Origin of the sequence: Nostoc sp. CCY 9925 (assembly GCF_963920935.1) — a bacterium.
Classification (GTDB): Bacteria; Cyanobacteriota; Cyanobacteriia; order Cyanobacteriales; family Nostocaceae; genus Nostoc.
On the sequence record NZ_CAWUDO010000047.1, the window covers coordinates 45,614 to 63,991 of the forward strand.

12 protein-coding genes are annotated in these 18,378 nt (G+C 40.2%); 6 read left to right on the top strand and 6 right to left on the bottom strand.

Annotated features, from left to right (window positions below):
* Positions 1 to 137: 137 nt before the first annotated feature.
* The 4 genes from ACM0OY_RS22355 (at position 138) to ACM0OY_RS22370 (ending at position 8,116) form a co-directional block, all read left to right on the top strand.
* A complete protein-coding gene (locus ACM0OY_RS22355; RefSeq protein WP_414571032.1) occupies positions 138 to 1,442 on the top strand; it encodes a P-loop NTPase fold protein in 1,305 nt (434 codons plus the stop codon).
* Positions 1,439 to 6,385 (top strand): eIF2A-related protein, encoded by a 4,947-nt coding sequence (locus ACM0OY_RS22360; RefSeq protein WP_414571033.1) that lies wholly within the window; start codon positions 1,439 to 1,441, stop codon positions 6,383 to 6,385. Before ACM0OY_RS22355 ends, ACM0OY_RS22360 begins: the two co-directional genes overlap by 4 nt.
* A 220-nt stretch (positions 6,386 to 6,605) precedes the next feature.
* The gene (locus ACM0OY_RS22365; RefSeq protein ID WP_414571034.1) at positions 6,606 to 7,244 is read left to right on the top strand and encodes a histidine phosphatase family protein; all 639 of its coding nucleotides are present in this window, start codon (positions 6,606 to 6,608) and stop codon (positions 7,242 to 7,244) included.
* A 203-nt stretch (positions 7,245 to 7,447) separates the two neighbouring features.
* Positions 7,448 to 8,116: an HAD family hydrolase gene (locus ACM0OY_RS22370; protein ID WP_414571035.1), complete on the top strand. Its 669-nt coding sequence runs from the start codon at positions 7,448 to 7,450 to the stop codon at positions 8,114 to 8,116.
* A 73-nt stretch (positions 8,117 to 8,189) separates the two neighbouring features.
* Here ACM0OY_RS22370 and ACM0OY_RS22375 read toward each other — a convergent pair whose 3' ends face one another.
* Together ACM0OY_RS22375 and ACM0OY_RS22380 are read right to left on the bottom strand one after the other, a co-directional pair.
* Positions 8,190 to 9,557, bottom strand: coding sequence for a cytochrome P450 (locus ACM0OY_RS22375; RefSeq protein WP_414571036.1), 1,368 nt, complete (start codon positions 9,555 to 9,557; stop codon positions 8,190 to 8,192).
* A 229-nt stretch (positions 9,558 to 9,786) separates the two neighbouring features.
* Positions 9,787 to 10,455: a 2OG-Fe dioxygenase family protein gene (locus tag ACM0OY_RS22380; RefSeq protein ID WP_414571037.1), complete on the bottom strand. Its 669-nt coding sequence runs from the start codon at positions 10,453 to 10,455 to the stop codon at positions 9,787 to 9,789.
* A 241-nt stretch (positions 10,456 to 10,696) separates the two neighbouring features.
* Between ACM0OY_RS22380 and sfsA the strand changes: the two genes are divergently transcribed.
* Positions 10,697 to 11,422, top strand: coding sequence for a DNA/RNA nuclease SfsA (sfsA, locus tag ACM0OY_RS22385; protein WP_414571044.1), 726 nt, complete (start codon positions 10,697 to 10,699; stop codon positions 11,420 to 11,422).
* Between the two features lie 152 nt (positions 11,423 to 11,574).
* On the opposite strand, the gene ACM0OY_RS22390 is transcribed toward sfsA, so the two are convergent.
* From ACM0OY_RS22390 to ACM0OY_RS22400, 3 genes are all read right to left on the bottom strand, one after another.
* Positions 11,575 to 11,976, bottom strand: a complete 402-nt coding sequence (locus tag ACM0OY_RS22390; protein ID WP_414571038.1) for a fasciclin domain-containing protein — start codon at positions 11,974 to 11,976, stop codon at positions 11,575 to 11,577.
* A gap of 344 nt (positions 11,977 to 12,320) precedes the next feature.
* Positions 12,321 to 14,474 (bottom strand): FAD/NAD(P)-binding protein, encoded by a 2,154-nt coding sequence (locus ACM0OY_RS22395; protein WP_414571039.1) that lies wholly within the window; start codon positions 14,472 to 14,474, stop codon positions 12,321 to 12,323.
* A gap of 673 nt (positions 14,475 to 15,147) precedes the next feature.
* Positions 15,148 to 16,515: a cytochrome P450 gene (locus tag ACM0OY_RS22400; RefSeq protein ID WP_414571040.1), complete on the bottom strand. Its 1,368-nt coding sequence runs from the start codon at positions 16,513 to 16,515 to the stop codon at positions 15,148 to 15,150.
* 322 nt (positions 16,516 to 16,837) lie between these two features.
* Here ACM0OY_RS22400 and ACM0OY_RS22405 point away from each other — a divergent pair, with 322 nt between their 5' ends.
* Positions 16,838 to 18,166 (top strand): glutamate-cysteine ligase family protein, encoded by a 1,329-nt coding sequence (locus tag ACM0OY_RS22405; protein ID WP_414571041.1) that lies wholly within the window; start codon positions 16,838 to 16,840, stop codon positions 18,164 to 18,166.
* A 31-nt stretch (positions 18,167 to 18,197) separates the two neighbouring features.
* Here the strand turns inward: ACM0OY_RS22405 and ACM0OY_RS22410 are convergent.
* On the bottom strand, positions 18,198 to 18,378 hold a 181-nt coding region (locus ACM0OY_RS22410; protein WP_414571042.1), incomplete at its 5' end, for a hypothetical protein.

Below are 18,378 nucleotides of genomic sequence, written 5' to 3' on the forward strand. Positions count from 1 at the left end.
GCGGCGATTTATCGCGTCTGTTGCCTTAACCAAACATGATTGGGAATTGTGACGCCAATTATCCGAAATAGCGGCTTTGCCATCTGTATAATCACTGAGATGGGTAAGAGCGTCAAGCTGATTTCGGGTAATTTGTGATGAAACTAGATTTAGTCAGGTTTTTTCAGGCTTGCAACCCTGCCAAGACTCTGGTTGTGAGCAAACCGGAAGATAGGCAGTATTATATTGATTTTTCCAAAGTGCGTGGTGCCAAAATTATTGAGGAACTTGGGCGGACTATCACCCGCCTTTCACCGGAAGAACCTACCTGTCAATTATTTACTGGACATATCGGCTGTGGCAAATCTACTGAATTACTGCGGCTGAAAGCAGAGTTAGAACAGCAGGGCTTTCATACAGTTTATTTTGAGTCTAGCCAAAGCCTAGATATGGCTGATATTGATGTTACAGATATTTTACTGGCGATCGCTCGTGAAGTGAGTCAAAGTCTGGAAGCAATAAAAATTAACCTGAAACCAGGATACTTTAAAAATCTGTTTCATGAAATTTCTAAATTTTTGCAAACACCCTTAGACATTGGCGTTGAAGCCGAATTGTCTGTAGGTATTGCCAAAATCACTGCCAAAACTAAAGATAGTCCCGAACTTCGCGGTCAGTTGCGACAATATTTAGAACCCCGCACCAATGGCATTTTAGAGTCAATAAACAAAGAATTACTCAAGCCTGCGAGAGAAAAACTCAAGCAGCAAGGTAAAAAAGGACTGGTGGTAATTGTTGATAATCTTGACCGAGTTGATAATTCTTTGAAACCTTCAGGTTATTATCAACCAGAATATTTATTTGTAGAACGCGGCGAACAATTAAACCAACTAAATTGTCACGTTGTTTATACTATTCCCTTGGTATTGATTTTTTCCAATGCTTTAGGCAGGTTAACAAATCGCTTTGGAGTAGATCCCAAGGTTTTACCGATGGTTCCGGTGCAACTACAGGATGGTTCGCAATTTTTCCAAGGAATTACACTCCTGCAAAAAATGGTCATGGCAAGAGCTTTTCCTGGTGTCAGTTGGGAACAAAGCCAGCATTTAATTACCGAAGTTTTTGATAGTCCTGATACTTTAGAAAGGCTGTGCTTAGTTAGCGGCGGTCATTTACGAAATTTGCTGATGTTATTATTTCGCTGTCTTCAACAAGAAGACCCACCTCTATCGCAAGAGTGCGTAAATAGAGTAATTAAACAACGCTGCAATGAGCTAACTTTAGCAATTACAGCTGATGAATGGGAGGTATTGCGTGAAGTGGCGCAAGAAAAAAGCTTAAGAGGTCATGAAAGATACGAACTTTTGCTCCGCAGTATGTTTGTATTTGAATACCGAAATGAGGATGGTTCGTGGTTTGATATTAATCCTATTTTGGCTGAAGCTAAGGAATTCAGGTTATGAGTAATCAGAACGAGCCAGAACATTTGGTCGTTGAAAATGAACGTTCATTGCAAACTCTGGTGCGAGCAATTACCCTTTCTCAGGGAGAATTTTCGCTGATTTTACTGCGTTGTAACTATGCAGTTTTACGTCAAGATATAGTACAACGCCTGCACGAACTATCTCCTGTTAAAATCCGTGAAATCTCCTTACCTACGTCAGTCAAAACTCTTTACACCTGTATAGGTGAAGAACTCGCAGATGAACAGCCACCAGCGTTAATGGTTTTTGGTTTGGAATCGGTTAAAGATATTGATACAGTTTTAACTTCGGCTAACCAAGTACGAGAGGAGTTTAGAAAAAATTTCCCGTTCCCAGTGGTGTTATTGGTTAATGACCAAGTTCTACAAAAGCTAATAAGATTAGCGACAGATTTCGAGAATTGGGCAACAATAATTCCCACTGCGATCGCTACCACTGATTTAATTAAATTAATCAAACAAACTGCTGAGTCAGTTTTTGACCAAGTTTTAGATGCTGGTGCAGGGAAATTTCTTGATAATTCCGCACTCAATCTCGCAATTGGTTCGCCGCAGCGCGTGGAACTGGAATCAGCACAAGCCGAACTCCAAACACGGGGTGTGAAGTTAGATGCAGAACTAGAAGCTAGTTTAGAATTTGTTCTCGGTCGAGATGCGGTTTCGATGGAACAGTCACGCCAGCATTATGAACGCAGTTTAACACTTTGGCAGCAAATTTCTAAACTAGAGCAGCAAGGATGTGTACTGTACAATTTGGGGTTATGGTGGCGTACTTATGCAGTGCAACATTTAACAGAAGAGCAACCTGCTTGCTTACAAGCTAAAGATTATTATCAAAAATGTCTGGAGGTATTTGAACAAGCAAATCGTCCCGACTTAACCGCAAAATTTATCAATGCTCTAGGAGAAGTACTACAAAAACTCGAGCTGTGGAATGAATTAGAAAAGGTTGCACAAAAAGCTTTAAAACTATATCAAACTTATCCTGATTGGTTCAGAGAAGCTAGAGCTTACGGATTTATCTCTGAGGTAGCACTGGCTAAATCTGATTGGAATAAAGCCAAACAAGCGGCTGAACAAGCGCTTTCTCTTGTAGCTACTAACCAATTTTCTGAAGCCAATGCTAATTTAGAATTAGTCCTATATTATCATCAGGGTTGGTATTTATTTGCACTAGCCAGAGCGCAACAGCAGCTTAATAAGATACAAGATGCTTTAGTTACTCTAAAAACTGCTAAACAAAAAACTAAACCTCAATACGATCCAGAGCTTTATATTTGCATATTAAAAAATTTACGACAAATTTATTATCAACAACGTCAATATCTTGAAGCTTTTCAGATTAAGCAAGAACAAATTAAAATTGAACACCAATATGGTTTTCGCGCCTTCATTGGAGCAGCTTATTTAAATCCTCAGTATGAAGTTATTAATCCGGCATTAGTACAAGTAGAAAATTCAGTAAAAGTTGCCCAAGAAATTGCTGTTTCTGGTCGGCAAAAAGATGTGGATAGATTACGAGAAAGAATGAGCCGGAATGACCATAAATTAACTGTATTTCATGGTCATTCCGGTGTAGGTAAAAGTTCGATTTTGATCGGTGGGTTAATACCTGCTCTGCAACTGCAATCAATTGATGCTCGTGATGTATTACCTATTGTCGTAAGAGTCTATACAGATTGGATGGGGATATTAGCAAAACGTTTAGCCAATAATAGTACATCTAGTATTTCCATAGAATCTATATGTGAAAATTTACACAAAAATGCCGAGCGTAATCTGTTAACAGTTTTAATTTTTGATCAGGTTGAAGAATTTTTCTTTGTTTACACAGATAAAAGTAAAAGGCAGCCATTTTATAAATTTTTGTACCTTTGCTTAGATATTCCTTTTGTGAAGGTGATTCTTTGTTTGAGAGAAGATTATTTGCATTATTTATTGGAATGCGATCACCTCTTTAATTTTACAGCAATTAATAATAATATTTTAGATAAGTATATTCGTTATGAATTAAAAAATTTATCTTCAGAAGATGCCAAAGCTGTTGTTCAGAGTCTAACTAAAGAAACCAACTTTTATTTAGAACCTGTGTTAATTGATAAATTATTAGAAGATTTATCAGACGAAGGAGAAGTACGCCCGATTGAGTTGCAAATAGTTGGAGCGCAACTCCAAACACATAAAATTACAACTTTAGAAAAATATCTCCAGGTAGGAACAAAAGAAAAGTTGGTCGAGGGATTTTTAGAAGAAGTTATTCAAGACTGTGGTTTTGAAAATGAACGCTGTGCCAGAGTAGTTTTATACTTACTCACAGACGAAAATCGCACTCGTCCCCTAAAAACTTCTGACAATTTAGCAGAAGATTTAAAAACAGCAGATATTATCTCAAATAAACAACAACTAAATTTAGTCTTAGAGATTTTAGTTGGTTCGGGACTAGTGTTAAATATTCCTGAAGACCCTGCTGACCGATATCAACTAGTTCATGATTATCTAGTATCTTTTATTAGGCAATCACAACAAGCAAGAGAATTAGAAGAACGGAAAAAGGAAAAGAAAAAACGACAACAGGCTGAAGCACAGCTAAATCGCGTTCTTAAACAGCAACGCAACTGGGCGATCGCTGGAGTTGCTATGATGACAATTCTGGCAGTTCTATCAGGAAGATTTTGGGCGCAAGCAGAATCTCAAAAACGAGAAGTAGAAAACAACCGAATAATAGCCATTAGTAAAACTTCAGAAGCTCTTTTTGCCTCAGGTCAAAGGTTTGATGCTCTCAAAGAAGGCATCAAGGCGGGAATATTGCTAAAACAATTACCTTTTATACAAAATCAGGATAAAGAATACATTGCTACACAAGTTGTAACAGCACTACAACAACCAGTTTACTGGTTAGTAGAGCGCAATCGTTTAGAAGGCCATGAAGGTCTAATTTGGGGTATGAATTTGTCACCTGACGGTCAGATAATTGCCTCAGCTAGTTTTGACCATACTGTAAAACTCTGGGATCGTGACGGTAAATTAAGACAAACCCTTGAAGGACACAAAGATAAAGTCTTGAGCGTTAATTTTTCACCTGACGGTCAGATGATTGCTTCAGGCGATTTCGATGGTACCGTGATACTTTGGAAGCGTGAAAGTACTCAATTCAAAGAGTTCAAAAAGTTGAAAGCTCACAATAGCAAAAATAGCAATGGAGTTTATGGAATAAGTTTTTCTCCGAATGGTGAGATGTTTGCTACGGCTAGTCGGGACAAGACTGTGAAACTTTGGAAACCTAACGGCAATTGGATAAGAACATTTACAGGATATGAAGATGGAGTTACTAGCGTTGCTTTCTCACCTGATGGTCAGATCATTGCCACGGGTGGCCGGGACAGGAAAGTAAAATTGTGGAGACCCAACGGTAAACTCCTCAAACCTTTTAAAGATAAGCATGAGGACTTTGTTTGGGCTGTAGCTTGGTCGCCGGATGGTAAGATAATTGCCACTGCTGGGCGGGACAACTTCGTAAAAGTTTGGAACCTAGACGGCAAAGTCCTAGAAGTTTTTAAAGGGCATAGAGAGAGGGTTATGAATGTAAGTTTTAGTCCCGATGGCAAGATAATTGCCTCAGCTAGCCAAGACAAAACAGTGAAGCTTTGGAAGCTTGACAAAAAATCTGATGGAAAGCTTGAAGGTACATTGCTGACAACTCTCTCAGGACATACAAACGGGGTTTATGCTGCACGTTTCTCGCCTGACTGTAAAGTTCTTGTCACCGCCAGTGCTGACAGTACGATAAAAATTTGGCAGCTTGATGCTGGAAGTTTGTTACACAAGGGCGATCGCAATGCGTCTATTTGCGCTGACAGTACCATGAAAGGTGGTCGGCTAGGAAGTGGCGTGCTAAGTACCCTCAATTCTCATGATGATAGGGTTAATAAGGTGAGTTTCTCACCTAATGGTGAAATAATTGCCTCAGCTAGTTATGACAAAACAGTGAAACTTTGGAAATCTGCTGATGGCACCTTGTTCAGAACTCTTGAGGGGCATAAAGATCAGGTTAATAGTGTCACTTTCTCACCCGATGGCCAAATAATTGCTTCTGCTAGTGCAGATAAAACTGTAAAACTCTGGAAGCAGGACGGTAGCCTCATCAAAACCCTAACTGACGATAGTGACAAGATATTAGATGTGAGTTTTTCACCCGACGGTCAACTTCTGGCTGCGGGTGGTGTGGACAATACAGTGAAAATTTGGCGGCGAGATGGCGAGGGTGAGTTTGAAACCCTACCTTATCAAACTCTCAAAGGTCATCGCGATTGGGTCAGAAGTGTAGCTTGGTCAAAAGATGGCAACTTTATTGCTTCAGCAAGTGATGACAATACGATAAAACTTTGGCAGCGCGATCGCTATCAAAAGTTTAAAATTTACAAGACTCTCACCGGAGAAAATGGCCACAAAAGCTGGGTTTATAGCGTTACCTTTTCACACAATGGCAAAATGATTGCCACGACCAGTAATGATAAAACGGCGATCCTTTGGAAGCAAGAGGATGACGGTGAGTTTCGCTTATACAAAAAGTTGACAGGACATAACGATGAAGTCAAAAGTGTAGTCTTTTCATCGGACGATCAAAAGATTGCCACTGCCAGTGATGACAAGACAGTAAAACTTTGGCGTCCAAATGGTACTTCCATCAGAACTCTTAGCGGACATAGCAAAGAAATATTAAGTGTAAGTTTTTCACCCGATGACAAGACCTTGGCCTTAGGCAGTGCTGACAATATCGTGATTTTGTGGGATTTGCAACAGCTAAATTCTCTGGATAAATTAGATAACTTACTGGTGCGTGGCTGTGAATGGTTACATGATTATTTGCAGAATAACTCAAAAGTGAGCCAGAGCGATCGCCATCTCTGTGACAAGATCAAGTAAAAGCCAAGCGATCGCTGACAACAAGCCGATGAAGCGTCTACGCTAATTATGTCTACCTACTTACTAGCCCAAACCGCTACTTTTATCTTCGATTTCAAAAGTTTGTGGGGGAATTGACTTTTTTGGTTGATTACTTTGTCCTAGTGTCACATAATCGATTGCGAGATTGATGGTATTTTATTTTTGCACAAACTCCTTTATCCCAATCGCAATACAAGCTATGACACTCAATTTATATTTACTGCGACATGGAGAAACTACTTTTAGTCAAAGTGGTGATTTCTGCGGTAAAACTGATGCAGAGTTGACCTTACAAGGGATGCAGATGGCAGAGAGTTTTGCCGATGTTTATCAAAAATTGAAGTGGGAGGCTGTTTATGTTAGCCCGATGAAGCGCACAATTGCAACTGCCAAGCCATTTTGTGATGCTATCGGTATGGATATGCAGTTACGTGACGGACTTAGAGAAGGTAGTTACGGCGAATGGGAAACTAAGAGTAAATCGTTTATCCAAGAGAATTACGCCCAAAACTATGTCAAATGGTTGACAGAACCCGCTTGGAATGCACCACTAGGTGGAGAAACTGCGGTAGATATTGCTAACCGTTCTATGCCTGTAATTGCTGAAATTCAAGAAAAACATCCCCAAGGTAATGTTTTAGTCGTTTCCCATAAAGCCACGATTCGGATTATGCTTTGCAGTTTACTGGGAATTGATTTGGGACGCTATCGCTATCGGGTGAATATTTTGGTTGCGTCGGTAAGTATGGTTAAATTTGACGTTAATGGCCCTTTGTTAGAAATATTAGGCGATCGCCATCATATACCAGATCATATTCGCTCTCGTCCGGGAACATAATAGTCCCCAATACAGTTCAGATAAGACCAAAACACTTGTAGAGACTGCGATTTATCGCGTCTCGAAAACCCAAAATTTTTTACCAGTAGCCTTTAACTGAACCGTATTGCTATATAACCCCCTTCTCCCCTCATAGGACGATGAAGTAAAATATTCACTATGCCATCATCAGCTATGAAATAAAACGTCAGGCGAGGTTTTTGATGGCATTAGAAGGGGTGATATTAGATATTGATGGCACGCTGGTTATAAGTAATGATGTTCATGCAAATTCTTGGGTTGAGGCATTTGCAGCTTATGACTTAGAAGTGCCATTTGAAAAAGTTAGACCACTCATGGGCATGGGTGGAGATCAACTGATTCCCAAAGTAGTGCCAGAATTAGATGGTAAGGATGGAACTGGCAAAGCGATCGCTAAACTACGCAAACAACTATTATTTGACAAATATATACCGCAAATTACTGCTGCCAATGGTAGCAGAAACTTAATATTAAAGATGCAAAAAGCTGGGTTGCATTTGGTTGTTGCTAGTTCAGCTAGTTCTGAAGAACTTGAGATCATGCTCAAAATTGCCCAAGTAGATGATTTGCTATCAGAAGTCACTACATCCGATGATGCCCAAGCATCTAAACCTGCTCCTGATATTGTACAAGCCGCCTTGGAGAAAGGGAAAATGACACCTGGTAAAGTAGTGATGTTAGGAGATTCTCCCTACGATATTGAGTCTGCTGGCAAAGCAGGGGTAGGTGTGATTGCTGTGCGCTGCGGTGGCTTTAGCGATGAACAATTGTCCGAAGCGCTGGCAATTTATGATGACCCAGAAGATTTGCTACAGCACTATGACTCTTCTTTCCTGGGTGCAAATGGTTAAATATTAAAAAAGCGATCGCACTTGTTGAAATTATTTTAGGCGATCGCTTCTTTGTTTCTAAGTTTTGCCCTAATTACACACCCACAGGAGTTTTCACCTTTTGCCGCTGACCGGTTGCGATTAACCACTTACCGCCAGAAGGGCCTAAAGTTATGCCGCGACGTGTCGGTTTAACTGGATAATTATCAACTAATGCTAAATTCATTTGTGATAACACCGTTGCTAATACCAATTTCATTTCAAACATTGCAAACGCCATACCAATACAGGTACGATTGCCGCCACCAAAGGGTAAATATTCATACTGTGAATACTGGCGTTGTAAAAATCGCTCTGGCTTAAACTGGTTTGGTTCAGGATATAAATCTTCGCGGTGATGCATTAAATATATAGAACCTGTTAGCAATGTCCCCGGTTGTAATTCATAACCCATGATTTCTATCGGTGTCTTGACTATCCGAGGGATAGTAAGCATGACAATCGGGTAAATGCGGAGTGTTTCTTGGCATACCGCTGTTAAATAAGGTAAGCGAGAAATTTCATTCCAATCAGGATTCTCGCTAACATTATCTAACTCGGTTAGCAGCTTTTCTCGTACTTCTGGCAAATGGTGAATCCAATAAATTGCCCATGTCAAAGCTGAAGCGGTGGTTTCGTGACCGGCGACTAACAAAGTCATTAACTCATCGCGCAACTCGACATCAGTCATCGGTTCGCCATTGACATCACGCGCCGACATCATCAAGGAGAGGATATCAGTACGAGAAGCATCTGGACGATCTCTGCGTTCTTTAATCTCACTGTAAAGGATTTCATCAATTTGCTGTATTTGACGCAAAAATATCCCCCAAGGACTCCAGTTACCCCAATCTACTTGCAGTATGGGAAAAAATGTTATGGAAGCACGTAAGGGGGAACCAGATAACTCCAGGACGGAACGCAACAGTCCCTGCAATTTTGTTAAACGTTCTCCCTGATTTAGACCAAATACAGCTTGGAGAATTACTCTCAGGGAGATTTCTTGCATGGAGTCACGGATAGAAAAAGGTTCGCCAATTTTCCATTTACTGATGATTTCATTAGTAATATTAGCAATAATTTGACCGTAGGCTTTCATGCGATCGCCATGAAAAGGCGGTGTCAATAATCGCCGCTGGCGTTGGTGAGATGCACCAGATAGCAATATTAAGGAGTTTTCACCCAACAAAGATCCTAAAAGTTGCGCGGAACCTCTAGCGTCTAGCTGCTCGAGTGGAGCGGTGAAAATCTGTTGAATTGCTTGGGGATTACTAAACAATACAATTGGGTTATTAGCAGTTAGGTTTAGCGAAAAACATTCCCCATACGCCTTTGCAGATGTTTCCATCAGTTCCAAAGGGTTAAAAATCCACTGAAGCAGTTGTATAAGTTTTGGAGTTTGTGGACTTTCTGGCAGTTTCATGACAAATACTCCGATTAGTTCTATTTACACTAACTTAGCAGAAGTAGAATTAAGAGGTTGAAATTCTTTTGGTGAGCGTCTACTTTTGAAAAATTAGATACCCGACCTCTTGAAGAAGTCGGGTATCTGAACACTGCGATTTTTCACACATTAACTAGGATTGTTATATCCCCTAAATTGGAAAATCTTTACAGTTCAACCTACGCAGCTAAATTATTGAATATTAAAGTTATTCAGTCAGTAAGCTAGGAGAAGTTAGCACAAAAACATCCCTACTTCCCTGAGCCTCAATCTCTGGTTTGATGGGAGTGGTAAAGTGGAAAAATTCATGATCGTTAACCAATAAAAGTTCTCCCGAATTGAGAATTTTACTAAATACAGGCTTTTCTTTTTTGGCCCTATACAAATGTGTTTCGCCACCTTGAATATTATCTCTATCTACTGAGAATATGCCAATAAAATCAGTACCATCTTGATGGATACCTTCAGGTGCAGGATTACCTAAATTATCTGGCGAACAAATAGTTCTGATTTGATGAACTCCGATTTCTGCTTCCGGATGAAGTTTACAAGAATCATGAAATGCTAAGACAAGATTTCTAAAAATATCAAGTTCAATAAGTGCATCTTCTAATTCTGCAAACTCTCTTTTGATATCGCCTAATAATGGATTGTAGTCTTTACTTTGGAAGAGGTAGCCATGAGGTAATTTAATTAATTGATCCTCAGCAACTATGAACCGAGATAATCTTCTGGAACGATAGTTGCCTTTGATGTAAGGATCGATAGGCATATTCCTAAAAAATGGCTTGAAACCTTCTACATTAATTGAATTTACTTTTCTCAAAGTAAACAGAAAAGCATATTCTAATTCCGTTGATGCCCACACTTTTTGCATAGGATTTACCTCCTTGCACGTTGAATTTCTCCCCGATTTTTCTTTATGGGAGGGTTACGACACCTAGTATATGCTACTTTTTATTAAAGTGTCGTAAATTTGACTACAAAAGTTGACAATCTATGATATAGAAAGTTATGCAAATTCCATCATAGGGTGGAGTACTCTTGAAAAGATTTCCTGTTGTCAAGTAGGTGGGTCAGGAATCGACGTATATTGACTACAGCAACAAGGTTTGATGATGATTGATTGGCTTTACCGTTACCCACCTCTGTATTCGGGTATTCTGCTAAAACGCTACAAGCGGTTTTTTGTAGACGTTCAACTGACTTCTGGCGAGATAGTGACAGCACACTGTCCAAATACAGGGCCAATGACTGGAGTATCGACTCCCCTAAGTGCAGTACAGCTTTCTAAAAGTGATAATCCAAACCGCAAATTGGCTTACACTTTAGAACTAATTCAGGTACATGACAACGAGCCGACTTGGGTGGGTGTGAATACTATTTTGCCTAATCGGGTGGTCAAGTTAGCTTTGGCGAAATATCTTTTCCCGGAATTGGGCGAATATACCCAAGTTAAGGGCGAGGTGGTTTATGGACTAGATAAAAAAAGTCGAGTAGATTTTTTCTTAACAGCAAGTCTTGAGGAACGGCCAATTTATTTAGAAGTTAAAAACACAACTTTCTGTGACGGGAGATTAGCTTTATTTCCAGATACGGAAACTACTAGAGGACAAAGGCACTTGCGGGAATTAATGGCGCTGTTACCTTTAACTCGTGCGGTGATGCTTTATTTTATCAATCGGAGTGATTGTACTGAGTTTTCCCCTGGCGATCGCACTGACCCAGTATATGGTAAGTTATTACGAGAGGCGATCGCTCTTGGTTTAGAAGTGTTACCTTGTCGTTTTGATATTTCCCCTGAAGGTATCCGTTATTTGGGTTTGGCAAAACTAAAAATTTAATTGCACTCGATTAAACAACAAATCCATCTAGACACTATCTAGATGGATTTATTTGTAGCTGGTGTTTACTAAAAAACGTTTAAACAGCGATGGAGAAGGAACTTATAGATAGTAACCGCCTCAAAAATAGCATTTGCTATTTTGACGTTTGCTTATGCAGGAATCAAAACTGTATCAATGACGTGGATGACACCGTTATCAGCAGTAACATCTGCGGCTGCAACTTTTGCATCATTTATCTTAACGCCATTAGAAGCGTCAATTTTTACATCTGAACCTTCAACTGTTTTAGCTGTCTTGAGTTTAGCTACATCAGCAGCCAGTACTTTGCCTGAGACAACATGATAGGTCAAGATTTTCTTGAGCTTGGGAATATCTTGAAGTAATGCGTCTACTGTTCCTGCTGGAAGCTTATTAAATGCTTCATCAGTGGGTGCAAAGACGGTGAATGGGCCATCACCTTTCAGTGTATCTACCAGACCAGCCGCTTCGATTGCTGCAACTAGTGTCTTGAAGGAACCATTGTTAGTAGCAGTTTCAATTATGTTGGCCATGCGTTTTACCTAGTTCTGTGTAACTTGTTACAAATCTAAACGATTTTTCAATAAACTATATCTATCATGAGATGTATCTCAAATCATTTTTTTTATTGATATAATATAAGTTTATATATATTTTTATACAAAGAGAGAATTATATGTAATCCCGACGGATGATTTACAAGCATTCTAGGAAGAGATCGCTGCTTTTTTTATACGACGGTATTAGCGATCGCTTGTATGGTTTTCTGTTTGATAAATTGAACAAATATAACTAAGTAGAGACTAGCAATTGCTAGTCTCTACAAGGATTTTGATATCATGCACAATTGTTTTCATACATGAAATCAGCAACGCCTTTAAATTTGATAGTCCAGTGCAAGTAAAACTCTGCCACATTGCTGATTTGCGGGTACTGCTTCCAATATTTTTTTCGGTTGGGGTAGGTTGAGGTTGTTCATTTGTTCGATGAACTGGTTGCGAGTGCGTCCAGCAAATCGGGGATTCCAGCGCTTTTCTTCGCCAATGGTAGATACTGTTCGTCCTTGGTAGTCGTGAGCGGGATATACTAAGGTGTCTTCTGGTAATACGAATAGCTTTTGAGTAACGGCATCATATAATGCCCCTGCATCCCCATTTTGGAAGTCGGTACGACCGCAACCCCCAATAAACAAGGCATCTCCAGTTAACAGATGAGTGTCGTTGACTAAGTATGCCAAATGGCTGTTAGTATGACCAGGAGTAGCGATCGCTCGAATCTGGACGCTGCCCAATTGCAAGATATTACCATCGCCAATGTATTGGTCTGCAAAGATAGCCGCTGAATTTTCAGGCACAACAGCTAAACAACCTGTCAGTGACCTGAGTCTGTCTGTACCAGTAATGTGGTCGGCATGGATGTGAGTTTCCAGACAGTAGCGCAAGGTCAAATCTAATTGTTGCAATACTTTTAAATCGCGTTCAACTTGTTCTAATACAGAATCAACTAAGATGGCTGTTTTAGTTTCTGGGTCAGCAATCAAGTAAGTATAAGTACTCGATTCTTTATCGAACAGTTGACGAAATAGCATAACAGGTTTCCTCAACGTGAATGATAGGTTTCTTTCCACAGCATTAGCATGGACATTGAGGGATTTCAGTAACTCCTGCGCCAAACTTGCTGCTTGAAGCCGAATTTCTGGAACAGCGGTGGTTTCCCAAAGATTGCCTTTCCGTGGTGTCCCCAAGGTGTACAACATTTCAGATGCCTTACCATCTGCATCTATCAGCGCACCATTGGCGGCTGTGTCGATTCCCATTGACAATGAATTGGCACGAATCAAGCGTTGTTCTTGTAAGCTAGCCACCAATGGGTGTTGCAATCTGCGGTAATCGCAATTTGCGCCGGTGCAGTTGATGATGCGGTTGACTCGTAAAACAATATCTTTGTGTGTGCCGCGATCGCAGATTTTCACATTGACGCCATTTTCCAACTGCTGACAGCTTTGAATTCGACCTGCGTAATGGATGAGTTGACCAGATTCCATTGCAGCATCAAGTACTTGGGCAATTTCTTCGGCAATGCGATGACGGTGAACTTCCCAATAAGCTTTGACATGACGCAAAAATCGCTTCTGTTCCGGCAATGGTAATGTTTGCCACAACTGTTGAGTAACTGGACGAATGGCATCAATTACCCCACGCCAATCTTGCCCTTGGCTAAGTGCCGATCGCAATTCTTGACGTACTATATGTAGCAGACCTCGTGCGGTTTTGGGTGCAGTTTCCACATCAATAAATGCGGGATAAGGCATTGTTGATTTGTGGCGATAAGGCATTAATCCGTGACGCGAGACAGCGTGGATTTTTCCCTGGAAACCTTGCTGGCGTAAGGCAACTACGGTATCTGCCATTGTTAAGCCGGTGCCTATCAAGAGAATAGCATCCTCTGAATTTAAGTCAGCGATCGCATGACTCGACCAAGCATCTTTGACATATTGCTTATTTAAACTTGCAATTGGTTTAGGCAGAATTGCCGGGAAATTCCCCAAAGCTAACACAGCCTTTTGCACATCCAAACACTGACCACTGCTGAGATATATGATTGTGCTAGAGGATTTTGTTTCAATGGCGATCGCTTCATCTACAATTCTCTCGAACTGTACATTCGCCGATGCATTATCCTGTGCTGCTTTTAAAGTTGCCTGCACATAATCCCCATAAACCCGACGCGGAACAAAAGTAGATGCCGTTACCTGTTCGTGTCCGTTACTGTGCAGCCAGTTGAGAAAGTGATTTGGTTCATCTGCAAACGCACTCATCTTTCCAGCCGGCACATTCAGCAAATGACAATCCACTGGTGTACCGTAAGCAACTCCTCTGCCCACTTCAGAATTCCGTTCAATTAATTTAATAGATAATGGCGTAGTTGCATGGCGTAAAAGATTAGCTGCAACCAAAGAACCGCTAAAACCACCACCAATAATTGCAATATTAACAGGAGAAACTCTGAGGTTAAAAATAGTGTTATTCATAAGACGTATCAGTTTAACTTGCCGCTTTCTACACAATTAATTTACGCCAGATAAACTGAAAATTATGCATGTTGAAAACTCTAAATTGGTACAAAAACCACATAGGCACATAAAAAAGTGGGAATTTCATTTCAGTGTTCAATTTTCTAAATCCAAAGAGTGGCGATCGCAATAGTAGACAAATTAAAATCCTCATGGAATAAGGTTTTGGAACAATTTGTCTAAAATTTATCTGTCTTTTGCATCCAAATCCGATGGAAATACCGTGGTTTTTAATTAAGCTTAAAATTTCCTTGAAAAGCCCAGAATTTTCCCTCAACAATTGTCAAATTTTTCTGACACTATGCTTATCCCGCCCCACCAACATCTAATTTTTGGGATTGCACAAACAATGAAATTTATGCATTAACTCCTCATACCATTTCTTTGTGAAGCTGCGCCAAACTCTTTTAACTTCTTTCTTTGTGTTCTTTGCGTCCTTTGCGCTTCGTTTTTCTTTCTTGTACTTATGGTTTAGCGCATCTTCATACAGAATTGGTATCACTCTCTCTGGGCTTCTGCGTGAGGTAAATCATCTTTTTTTACGAACTGCCAAGAACGCATTCGCGCAGCGTCTCGTTAGAGAAGAACTCAAAGATAAAAAGAAATAGATAATCTTGTAGGAGAAAGGCGGCTAAATGACACTTTGACTCCTAACCCCTGTGTTTTGCTTCAGCGTTACTTTCACCCCAAATGCTGGGCGTAGGGTAATCGAAGCTTGGGGAACAATTGGATGATCTGGCACAAGATTTAATTCAAATTTTTGGGCGATGGTTGCTAATAATAAAACTGCTTCCATTAAGGCAAAACTCTTACCAATACAAATCCGCGGCCCATCACCAAAGGGAAAGTAAACTCCTCTAGGGAGATTTTTCTCTAAATTATTAGCCCAACGTTCTGGTTTAAATACTTCTGGGTCTTGAAAGTACCGAGGATTGCGATGCATTACCCACTGGCTCATAATAATCGTACAATCTTGTGGCACCTGATAACCGCCAATTTCACAATCTTGAGCAGCTTTACGTGCCATGTTATACACAGGAGGAAATACTCGCATTGTCTCCTTGATAACCATATCGGTGTAGCGCAAGTTTGGTAGATCTGCAATCGTAGGAGAACGCCCTCCTAAAACTTGTTGTAATTCTGCTAATAATTGAGTACGTACTTCGGGATACTGAGATAAAAGTATCCATGCTCCCGTTAAAGTATTGGATGTAGTTTCATGTCCTGCTAACATTAAAGTTGCGATTTCATCTCGCAATTGGCGATCGCTCATTTGACTGCCATCTTCTTCATCCCTGGCTACCATTAACATTGAGAGTAAATCTCCAGGATTTTCCCCGCTAGCACGCCGTTGACTTATGATTTCATAAATAGTTTTATCCATCTGCTTGATGGCATTTTTGTAGCGAATATTCTCAGGTCTAGGGAACCATTCCAAAAAAATAAAATTTTGCTGGCGTTTACTTTCAAACCAATCTGATGTTACATCTAGTGCATGGGCAACATCTTGGGCTTGTCCCTCACTAAGGTCGCGGTTAAATATCGTTTTCATGACAATATTTAACGTCAGGCGCATCATCTCTCGGTGAACATCACGACTTTCGCCATCTTGCCAAGTATCTAGCATTTGTTCAGTGTAGGCAACCATAATATCGCCATAACTAGTAATGCGCTTCTGGTGGAATACAGGTTGCATCAACCTTCGTTGGCGGAACCAAGAATCTCCTTCGCTAGTGATAATTCCTTCACCCAATAAGGTTTTGAGGGCATGTAAAGAACGGCTTTTAACAAATAGATTTGTGTCTTTAAGTACTTGTTCAATATAGTTAGGATTAGTTAATAAACAAGCTGGTGTCAATCCTAAACGTATCGGTACAATATCACCATATTCATTAGCACATTTTGTCAAAAACCCCAAAGGATCGCGACCAAAATCAAGCAGACTACCCACAATAGAATTTCCTTCTGGTCCGGGTAATTCAAAGATGTCTTGAGTCATGTAGATTTATTGCCTCGCTGGGTAAGTCCTAACTCAAATCTTGAAAAACCTGTCGTCTGATAACTTCTATCAAAGGGAAGAAGCTTTTTTAAGTTTTATCTGGGTTTACAGTCCAAATTTTCCAGACATTACAAATTCACTAACTTGAAATTCTTCGTTGCAAAAATATATATAAATCAAGGTTTGAGATTGTTCTCGATATTCCAGTAGTATATCTATGTCGGGAATTAAAATTTCCACTTGATATTAATAATCTCTAATGCTGCCGCAAAATTGCGGTGAACCGATAATTTTAGCAAATTAACTAAGAGAGACTTGAGAAATGGATGTACTAAAACGTCGCATTGGTCTTGAGCAAGAGTTTTTTCTAGTAAATGAGACAGGTGAAATCAGTAATCGTGCTGATGAATTTTTGCAGGCTTGTCATTTAGTTGCAGAAGCACAAGGAGTGAACCCACAGTACTTTGTGCCAGAGTTCGTCAAGAATATGGTGGAAATTAACACTGCGCCGGCGTATAGTGCCACAGACTTAGCAAAAGAATATCTGAGAAATTTGAAATTAGCGATCGCTGTAGCCCAAGAGATGAGTTTAAGGCTTTATCCTCTCTCTAGCTACCCTTTACATATCATGCCAGTGATGCGCGACCAACTCAATTATCATATCCAAGCGCGGACTGTAGGTTACGATAAATTTTTACACGCTGGCAAATGTACGGGTACACATATACATCTGGAAGTACCGCCAGGAGCGATCGATCCTCGTGTGGTAGTGTCTTACAATTCAAATGCCGCAGAGCGAGAAGAACTCCTAAATATTTATAATTTGGCTACAGCCTTAGACTCAGCGCTGATTTGCTTAACGCGATCGTGTCCATTTTATGAAGGACGAGCGATCGGACTAGCCATGCACACAATCCGTTATCGTGGTAGCGAAACCTTTGACTGGGAAGGAGTTTACACACATTTGCAGCCTGTTGGTGGACTGATGCCTTATGCTGACAGTGTTGAGAGTTTAGTTGAACAGCAATTTGCTCGTTATTATGCTTGGTTCCAAGCAATGGACAAAGCTGGAGTTGAGCGTCATCTTTTCAAAGAAGCGGGAGGAAGCTTACTCAAATCAGCTTGGAACCCAATTAGGCTCAACAAACTTGGCACTGTAGAAATTAGATGTGTTGATAGCAACTTTCCCTCTGTAATAATTTCTGTAATCACACTTTTAGAAAAAGCTGCTCGGCGCGTAAGAACAGAACAACTAAAAGTCATACCAAATAAAGAAGTTTATACATTCCAACTAAGTGGAAATTCCCTTTGGGTGCCAGATTTTGAGTATTTAAATGGCCAATTACTGTATGCTGCTGCGACAGAGGGAGTGAAGCATCCCAAAGTCAAAGCTTACGTAGATTCTGTATTAGAGTTTGCCATTACCGAAGGTGGCGAAGGAGCAAAGTATTTAACAAAACTGAGAGCAGAACTACAGCAATATCAAAGTATCGAAGCGGAAATTCTCCAAAAATTTACCCCTGCAACTGCGGAACTCTCACGAGATCAAGGCTTGCGTTTAGTGCGGGAGTGCTGCGACAAGTTAGAAGCGCAGGTGTCATCCTTAGACGGCGAACATCCTTTAACAGCGTTAGATAACTCACAATTATGAGCAATGAATCCTAACCAACCGAACTTATGATTTAAGCACATCTCACCCAATCATAAATCAAGTTTTTAACTCGTAAACTAGCTTTTGCGACATGAAAAGCAGCTTTTGTGACATAAAAAGCAGCTTTTGTGACATGAAAAGCAGCTTTTGTGACATAAAAAGCAGCTTTTGTGACATGAAAAGCAGCTTTTGTGACATGAAAAGCAGCTTTT

Bases quoted from the DNA above. Each gene is read 5' to 3' on its own strand.
- ACM0OY_RS22390 (WP_414571038.1), bottom strand. From the start codon at position 11,976: ATGGCCAACATAATTGAAACTGCTACTAACAATGGTTCCTTCAAGACA.
- ACM0OY_RS22375 (WP_414571036.1), bottom strand. From the start codon at position 9,557: ATGAAACTGCCAGAAAGTCCACAAACTCCAAAACTTATACAACTGCTT.
- ACM0OY_RS22380 (WP_414571037.1), bottom strand. From the start codon at position 10,455: ATGCAAAAAGTGTGGGCATCAACGGAATTAGAATATGCTTTTCTGTTT.
- ACM0OY_RS22400 (WP_414571040.1), bottom strand. From the start codon at position 16,515: ATGACTCAAGACATCTTTGAATTACCCGGACCAGAAGGAAATTCTATT.
- sfsA (WP_414571044.1), top strand. From the start codon at position 10,697: ATGATTGATTGGCTTTACCGTTACCCACCTCTGTATTCGGGTATTCTG.
- ACM0OY_RS22405 (WP_414571041.1), top strand. From the start codon at position 16,838: ATGGATGTACTAAAACGTCGCATTGGTCTTGAGCAAGAGTTTTTTCTA.
- ACM0OY_RS22370 (WP_414571035.1), top strand. From the start codon at position 7,448: ATGGCATTAGAAGGGGTGATATTAGATATTGATGGCACGCTGGTTATA.
- ACM0OY_RS22365 (WP_414571034.1), top strand. From the start codon at position 6,606: ATGACACTCAATTTATATTTACTGCGACATGGAGAAACTACTTTTAGT.
- ACM0OY_RS22355 (WP_414571032.1), top strand. From the start codon at position 138: ATGAAACTAGATTTAGTCAGGTTTTTTCAGGCTTGCAACCCTGCCAAG.
- ACM0OY_RS22360 (WP_414571033.1), top strand. From the start codon at position 1,439: ATGAGTAATCAGAACGAGCCAGAACATTTGGTCGTTGAAAATGAACGT.
- ACM0OY_RS22395 (WP_414571039.1), bottom strand. From the start codon at position 14,474: ATGAATAACACTATTTTTAACCTCAGAGTTTCTCCTGTTAATATTGCA.